The sequence below is a fragment of the Candidatus Neomarinimicrobiota bacterium genome (genome assembly GCA_041862535.1).
GTDB lineage: Bacteria > Fidelibacterota > Marinisomatia > SCGC-AAA003-L08 > TS1B11.
Window position 1 is genome coordinate 1 of sequence record JBGVTM010000360.1, and the last position, 6,296, is coordinate 6,296.

The window sequence follows — 6,296 nt, forward strand, 5'->3', positions numbered from 1 at the left end:
CAAGGACATCATGCGCGCTTTCTCTGCCCGGGCAGGTTACCCAGGATCACCCTTCCATGCCGTCCTCAGCAATCGTTGCGACGGCGCGTCGGCACTATTCAGTCAATTCGTCCAACTTGCGCAGGGACACTCCCGGGATACAATACTAGCGGGACTCCAGGCCTGCCAGAAGACTTTTCCCCTCATGGCGGTGTGGCCTTATGCCCTGGCGCAGCTTACTCAGAAGCGGCATGACCTGAAACACACCGCTGCCCTTATGGCCCAGCAGACCCGGGCTACCATTGAGCGAGCAGCCGTGATACTCAAAGACTATCAGTCAGTACTAACCCTCAGCAACAGCTCTGTAGTCCGGCGCGCTATTCTCCTCGCGCACACCCCACCTCAGGTGCTGTGCGCGGTGTCCGATCCAGGAGGAGAGGGACATATTCTGAGCAAGGCCCTCACAGCGGCCGGCGCCAAGGCTAGATTGATCGCCGATGACCAGCTGCCGCGGAAAATGGCGGACGTGCAGGTGGTATTACTCGGAGCAGACCAGTATGATGATACCGGTTTTATCAACAAGGTCGGCTCCCGGGACCTGGCTCTGCAAGCCCGCCGTCTGGACAAGCCGGTGCTGGTCCTGGCGGAAGAATTCAAGCGGGTGAGTCAACTCCCGGAACTGACGCCGGAGCTGGCTTCACTGGACCTGGAAACAGGTGGGCTTGTTTCCAGGCAGCAGGTCTTCGAGCAGGTACAATGGCAGTCCCATATCCGGCTGATATCTAACGCCCGACAGTAGTTCCAGGGCTGCGCCAGAAGATGCACCCCAGGATATGGCGCTGGTAAACCGTTAGGCGCCTTCTTGTATAGGAAAGCCGGGAATTAGAAGACTGCTCTTCGCGAATCCCTTGATCTGAAACCGCACTTCATAGCTGGTTTGGAGATTCAGATCGAACAGCTCCTTTAGATCAAACCGAACCAGATGTTCTTCCCCGCTGGAACCTTCTCCAGGCCAATCACCTTACCGGTCAGAAAACTGAGCATCTCTCCCCAGAGAACCTCCTCTACAGTGATGGACCCATTCACATAAGGAGTGATTTCGGTGCTATCCACGGCCGCGAGCTCAAAAGAGCCGAATACGATAAGATCGCTGCCATTCACCGGCAGCTGGAGGGGGATTGGCGAGCGGACACTGGCTGGCTATAGGAGAAACGGCCCCCAGGAGGCCTAGGCTAAGCTAAATCCAATATAGGGATCTCTCACCAACTGGTCGCATATCTAGTTTTGTCCCACTTGTTGTACTTTCAGCAGGTTGGTAGTACCAGGCTGGCCGATGGGGACACCGGCGGTGAGGACGAAATAATCCCCCGGGCGCACAAACTCTTTCTCCAGCAGCAGACGCTCAGCCTTTGCGATCATTTCATCGGTACTGGCATACTCTTCTACCTGTAGCGGTGTAATGCCCCAGCTGAGCTGCAGTTGCCGGCAGGTGGAGGTGAATGGTGAAAGGGCCACGATGCGGGAGTTGGGTCGAAAGCGGGACACGCTCCTGGCGGTACTGCCGGTATGGGTCATTGTCACGATAACCGGAATCCCTCGTTCGTGGGCAATATTACAGGCGCCATGGCTGATGGAGGCGCTTACTCCCTGAATAGAGTAGTCTTGCCGCCTTTTCTGATCAGTATGCGCGGTTGCCGCTTCGGTAGTGATCGCGATGGCGTGGAGGGTTTCAACAGCCTTAACTGGATAGGTGCCAATAGCGGTCTCATTGGACAGCATAACCGCGTCAGTGCCATCGTAAATGGCATTAGCTACATCGTTGACTTCGGCCCTGGTAGGGGACGGCTCCGACACCATGCTATCGAGCAGCTGGGTGGCGGTTATTACTGGCTTGCCTGCGGCGTTACATTGCCGGATAATCCGTTTCTGGATGAGGGGAACCTCCTCCAGCGGCATCTCCACTCCCAGATCACCCCGGGCCACCATGATACCATCGAATACCTGGATGATCTCGTCCAACCGCGCCACAGCTTCGGGCTTCTCGATCTTCGCCATCACGGGCAGCCACCGCCCTGCATCGGAAAAGACCTCATCAATCGCCTGGCGATCATCGGGAGATCGGACAAAAGAAAGGGCTATCCAATCCACGTCCTGTTCCAGTCCCAGACGTAAATTCTCCTTATCCCGCGTGGTTAACGATGGGACGCCCAGGGCCACGCCTGGAAAGTTCACCCCCTTGTTGGCTTTAAGATGGCCGCCGTAGACCACCTCGATCCGGAGCAGAGAGGATGATTCATGGGCCACAACGCGAAGCTCGATACGACCATCGTCCAACATGACTCGCGCATTTTCCTCCACAGCCTGAAACGCCACAGCAGGCCGAATCTTGATATCCGCGTCGTTACCAGTCCCGAGGGTGAGCACCTCCCCCTCAGCCAGATGTCGGCCTTTGGCGGGGAGGTCGGCAACCCTGATTTTCGGTCCGGCCAGGTCCAGCAGAATCCCTAGCATGCAACCTTCGTCCGCAGCTACGGCCCGCAGGCTCGACACCAGGTTGATCAGGCCTTGCCGATCCGTATGAGAGGTGTTGATGCGAGCCACATCCATTCCGGCTGTCAGCAGACGACGCATGGTTTCTGGCTGACATGAGGCCGGGCCTATGGTCACTACCGTTTTCGTCTTACGGCAGGCTTTCTTATTTTTCATCACAGGCACCCTTTTCGACGAGGTTTCCAATTGCCAGGTTCGGGGATAAGTGCTTAAATATATCGGGAGGAGTCATAACTCAGCTCGATAATATTTACGTTACGGCCAAGTACAGTGAGTCGCAAGCGCAACTTGCCGAGGCAACTGCAGCCACAACCGGCCTGGCCTGCGCCAGCATCCCCCCCAACCAGCCATGGAATGTTATCAGGACCGAAAAAAAGGACTAAAGTTTGCTTCAATCCACCCGATAACGAAGCTGCGGAAGTGGGTTTAGTCGAAAATTGGCATAAATTTGATTAGATGCCAAGGTACGACAACGTAATCCATGGATTTTCAATACTGTCATGAACTTGACAGCGGTAAACCTTCAACCCATCCTTTTCCCGCCCAGGGAATCTGTACCGGAGCCACAACCGGGAGCTGCCAACGAGCAGGCAACCGGTGTGAACCCGCCTCGCAGTACGCCTGCACCAGACCAGTATCCCGATGTCTACGTACCCACATCAGCTGTTCCTGGCGCCGTCGAAGCTGGCACCCAACGCCCCACTGGTATGCCGGAGCACAGTGGGCCTCGACAAAACGAAAGTCCCGACGAGGAGCAGGAATCTAAACCACTCAACGACAACCAGCGTCCGGGGTCGCAGCGAGTGGCCAGTAAGGCACCCGGCTCGCTGGAGCTCACCGAAGAAGAAAAGCAGGAGGTTGAGGAGCTGAGGGCCAGGGATGCCGCGGTCAGACAGCACGAACAGGCGCATGTAATGGCCGGTGGCCGCTATGTCATCAGGCGGGCCCAGTTCGAATATGTCCTGGGACCCGATGGAAGGCTCTACGCCGTCGGCGGAGAAGTACAGATTGATACCTCAGAAGTGCCTGATGATCCCGAAGCAACCATTCAGAAAGCCCAGGCAGTAAGAAGGGCGGCCCTGGCTCCCAGTGACCCCTCTGCTCAGGACCAACGGGTCGCCATGCAAGCTAATCAGATGGAGTTCGAGGCCCGCATGGAACTTGCCCGTCAACGAGCCGAAGAGTTCCAACAACAGACCGACGAATACAACCAGAACGGCCAGGCCATTACACCCCAGCTCGAGCCAATCCTCATCAACCTGTTCGCCTAGCGTTCCGCTTATTTTAGTCAGTCACAGCGGAATCCACATGGCTCATAATACCAGGTAGAGTCGCAGTTCATAATCACCGGGCTATTCAACCAATGTTGACAACAACTGGGTGATATTCTTATCGACGGCCTTAAGCTGCCGGTAGGTCTTGCGGTCTATATGTGGAAAACTGAGGGGTAGACGAAAACGAACCGGGAGCATAACCACCCGCTTTTCCACTACCAGGATCTCATACGGCATGCTCGCGGTACGTTTCATTCTCTCAGTATCCAGGAGAGAGAATATCCGTTTTTCACCGGTATCACCCCCCAATGCAAGACCATACAATTTGACCTGTTTACCTGGCGTGGTTTTTTCAAACACTCTGGTGAGCAGTGCGGAGGAGGCCAGACGGTTTTCGATGATGGCTACTGCCTCTTCAAAGGAATCGAAGGTCGCCAGGGTGATTTGATCATTGAAGGCTTCGGCCCGGCGCCGAAACCGATAAGTCCTAATTTTCTCAGGGGTTAGGGGATGGTTACGAGGGCCGCCAAAGGGACGGTTAAATCGGCCCCGCAGGGGAGGCATAGCCCTCACCAAATCTTGCTTGAACTTAGCGATCTGCTCCGCAACTGAAGTGTAATTCTCCTGGAGATAGGCATTAGCCCAATAAACCGGGTTCTGACAGGAGACGTAAGTCATTTCCCCTTCACGGGTAACGGCAATCCGCACCACGGCGGCAAAAGTAGCTGTCGGTTTGAGCTCCGCTACTGCTTTCAACAAATCGTGATTAGTCACCACTATCACACAACGGTTGGGGTCCCCAGCAGGTGTGTACTTACCCAGGATCTCGTAATTCCGCATGAACAGCTGGCCGATGATGTCACTGGCTGTACGCTCGACGTTTTTACCGCTCTCTCCGATGAGGATATACGGCTCCAGACTGGACGTTTCCAGATTCGTCTGCCCCGCGTACCTCGCCACGCTGCCCGCTGGGTAAAGGAGCGGCAGCCAAGCCAGTAACAGAACAGAAACAACATTTTTGGCCATAAATGTTCCAGGTGGGACCATCTTATTGAGAATAGGAATTGAAAACTTACTTGACGTTTTGTTGATCCATCTTCAAGCCAAAAAATAACAGCAGCTTATGATAGCCTTACAGGGATGAGCAATTCAACATGTCAGATGACCCATTGCTGCCAAAAAGCCTGGTAGTCATCTTCAAATCTAGCTGGAAGGCCGCAGCCAGGTGGATAGTTAGGGATTATTCAGATAGATCTTACAGGGATAATACTCAGCTCCCAGAGCGACTCAGCGTCCCTGGGCCAGACCGCAGCTGCACCCCTTGACTGAACGTTTCGTCAACCCAGAAAAGTTGACCTACATTCCAGCCGCTCACAGGATATATAACAGCTTGAACCCGTAGGATGGGCTCAAGCGATGAGTGCGTATACCCCTTTTAGATTTTGCAGCCTAGATAGGCGGGGCGGCTTCACTCCCTGGGCCGGGAACTTCAGAGCCGTGGCCCGAAGGGAGACGCTTTAAGGCCTCATCTAAAAGGAAATGGGCCAGCTTGACGGCGCGTGCTCGATCTTCGGTGATGAACTTTATCAACGAAATTTGCTCCGGTGCAAGTGTCTTTTCGCCCACTGTCCAACTATGAAGGGCCTCTTCAGCAGTTAGATAGGATGGATCTGCTTTGGGATCGCCCATACCGGTGAGAATCCAGCGGGGCGAAATTCCCTGTAAGCGGCAGACCTTTTCCATCATGTCGAGTGTCGGCCGTTGACGATCATTCTCGTATGCGTTAATGGTTTGCCGGCTTACACCCAATAACTGACCGAACTCGTCCTGAGTGAGTTTGGTCATTCTGCGAATCTGCCGGAAACGCTCACCGAATTGCCAGGTAAAACCGTTCATATCACCCCATAAACTTTGTTAACCTATTTCATAGTAACAACTAAACTTAAGTATAAGAATGCACTCGTAATGGTTTTTAAACCGGCATCCCCATACTAGTATTGTTCCTATAATTTATTAATAACTTTGCCTATAATCAAAAAGTATGAAGTGTTTTTTTACTCTATATAATATCCCAATGGCATACTTTATAAATTTAGTTTTGTACTGTCTATGAGACATCGTTGGTTCTGAACCAGAGCTATCTGTGACGAAATCGTGGAGAATCACTGTTAGGAATTAGCTTACCACGTCTATTAGTCGACGGGGCCAATTAACATAGAGCCGCCATCAATCTGGCCGGCTCGGCGGCTCTTCCCAAAGGACTTTTTCGGCAGCCTCCCGATTCCCAACCTTGGCGTACAGACCCGCGAGTCTCTGGCGCAGTCTTTTATGGGTGGGGTGATCTTCAAGCCACGCCTTGTAGTGGGCGATCGCTTCCGTAAAGCGCTGTAGCTTAATGAGGGCTATACCACCCAGCTCCCGGAGGTGATCTGGTAGGGGCGGGGTGATCTCAGATAAAGTTGCCAAGAGTTCCTCCCAGCGATTCTGATGTGC

The 6,296-nt window shown here is 53.8% G+C and carries 7 protein-coding genes; 2 read left to right on the top strand and 5 right to left on the bottom strand.

Features of this window, described 5'->3' with window-relative positions; translation table 11 throughout:
- Positions 1-778: hypothetical protein (locus ACETWG_12970; protein MFB0517498.1), on the top strand; the 778-nt coding region annotated here is incomplete at its 5' end.
- A 164-nt stretch (positions 779-942) separates the two neighbouring features.
- Here the strand turns inward: ACETWG_12970 and ACETWG_12975 are convergent.
- Both ACETWG_12975 and pyk read right to left on the bottom strand, forming a co-directional pair.
- Positions 943-1,140 (bottom strand): hypothetical protein, encoded by a 198-nt coding sequence (locus ACETWG_12975; protein ID MFB0517499.1) that lies wholly within the window; start codon positions 1,138-1,140, stop codon positions 943-945.
- Between the two features lie 117 nt (positions 1,141-1,257).
- Positions 1,258-2,685 carry a pyruvate kinase gene (gene pyk / locus ACETWG_12980; GenBank protein MFB0517500.1) on the bottom strand — a complete coding sequence of 476 codons (1,428 nt, stop codon included), beginning with the start codon at positions 2,683-2,685 and terminating at the stop codon, positions 1,258-1,260.
- A 344-nt stretch (positions 2,686-3,029) separates the two neighbouring features.
- Here pyk and ACETWG_12985 point away from each other — a divergent pair, with 344 nt between their 5' ends.
- Positions 3,030-3,800: a putative metalloprotease CJM1_0395 family protein gene (locus ACETWG_12985; protein MFB0517501.1), complete on the top strand. Its 771-nt coding sequence runs from the start codon at positions 3,030-3,032 to the stop codon at positions 3,798-3,800.
- 81 nt (positions 3,801-3,881) lie between these two features.
- Here the strand turns inward: ACETWG_12985 and ACETWG_12990 are convergent, their stop codons facing one another.
- From ACETWG_12990 to ACETWG_13000, 3 genes are all read right to left on the bottom strand, one after another.
- Positions 3,882-4,829 carry a hypothetical protein gene (locus tag ACETWG_12990; GenBank protein ID MFB0517502.1) on the bottom strand — a complete coding sequence of 316 codons (948 nt, stop codon included), beginning with the start codon at positions 4,827-4,829 and terminating at the stop codon, positions 3,882-3,884.
- Positions 4,830-5,252: 423 nt separating this feature from the next.
- On the bottom strand, positions 5,253-5,699 hold the full coding sequence (locus tag ACETWG_12995) for a helix-turn-helix domain-containing protein (protein ID MFB0517503.1): 447 nt from the start codon (positions 5,697-5,699) through the stop codon (positions 5,253-5,255).
- Positions 5,700-6,029: 330 nt separating this feature from the next.
- The coding region (locus tag ACETWG_13000) for a tetratricopeptide repeat protein (GenBank protein ID MFB0517504.1) at positions 6,030-6,296 on the bottom strand (267 nt) is incomplete at its 5' end.

Bases quoted from the DNA above. Each gene is read 5' to 3' on its own strand.
- pyk (MFB0517500.1), bottom strand. From the start codon at position 2,685: ATGAAAAATAAGAAAGCCTGCCGTAAGACGAAAACGGTAGTGACCATA.
- ACETWG_12985 (MFB0517501.1), top strand. From the start codon at position 3,030: ATGAACTTGACAGCGGTAAACCTTCAACCCATCCTTTTCCCGCCCAGG.
- ACETWG_12990 (MFB0517502.1), bottom strand. From the start codon at position 4,829: ATGGCCAAAAATGTTGTTTCTGTTCTGTTACTGGCTTGGCTGCCGCTC.
- ACETWG_12995 (MFB0517503.1), bottom strand. From the start codon at position 5,699: ATGAACGGTTTTACCTGGCAATTCGGTGAGCGTTTCCGGCAGATTCGC.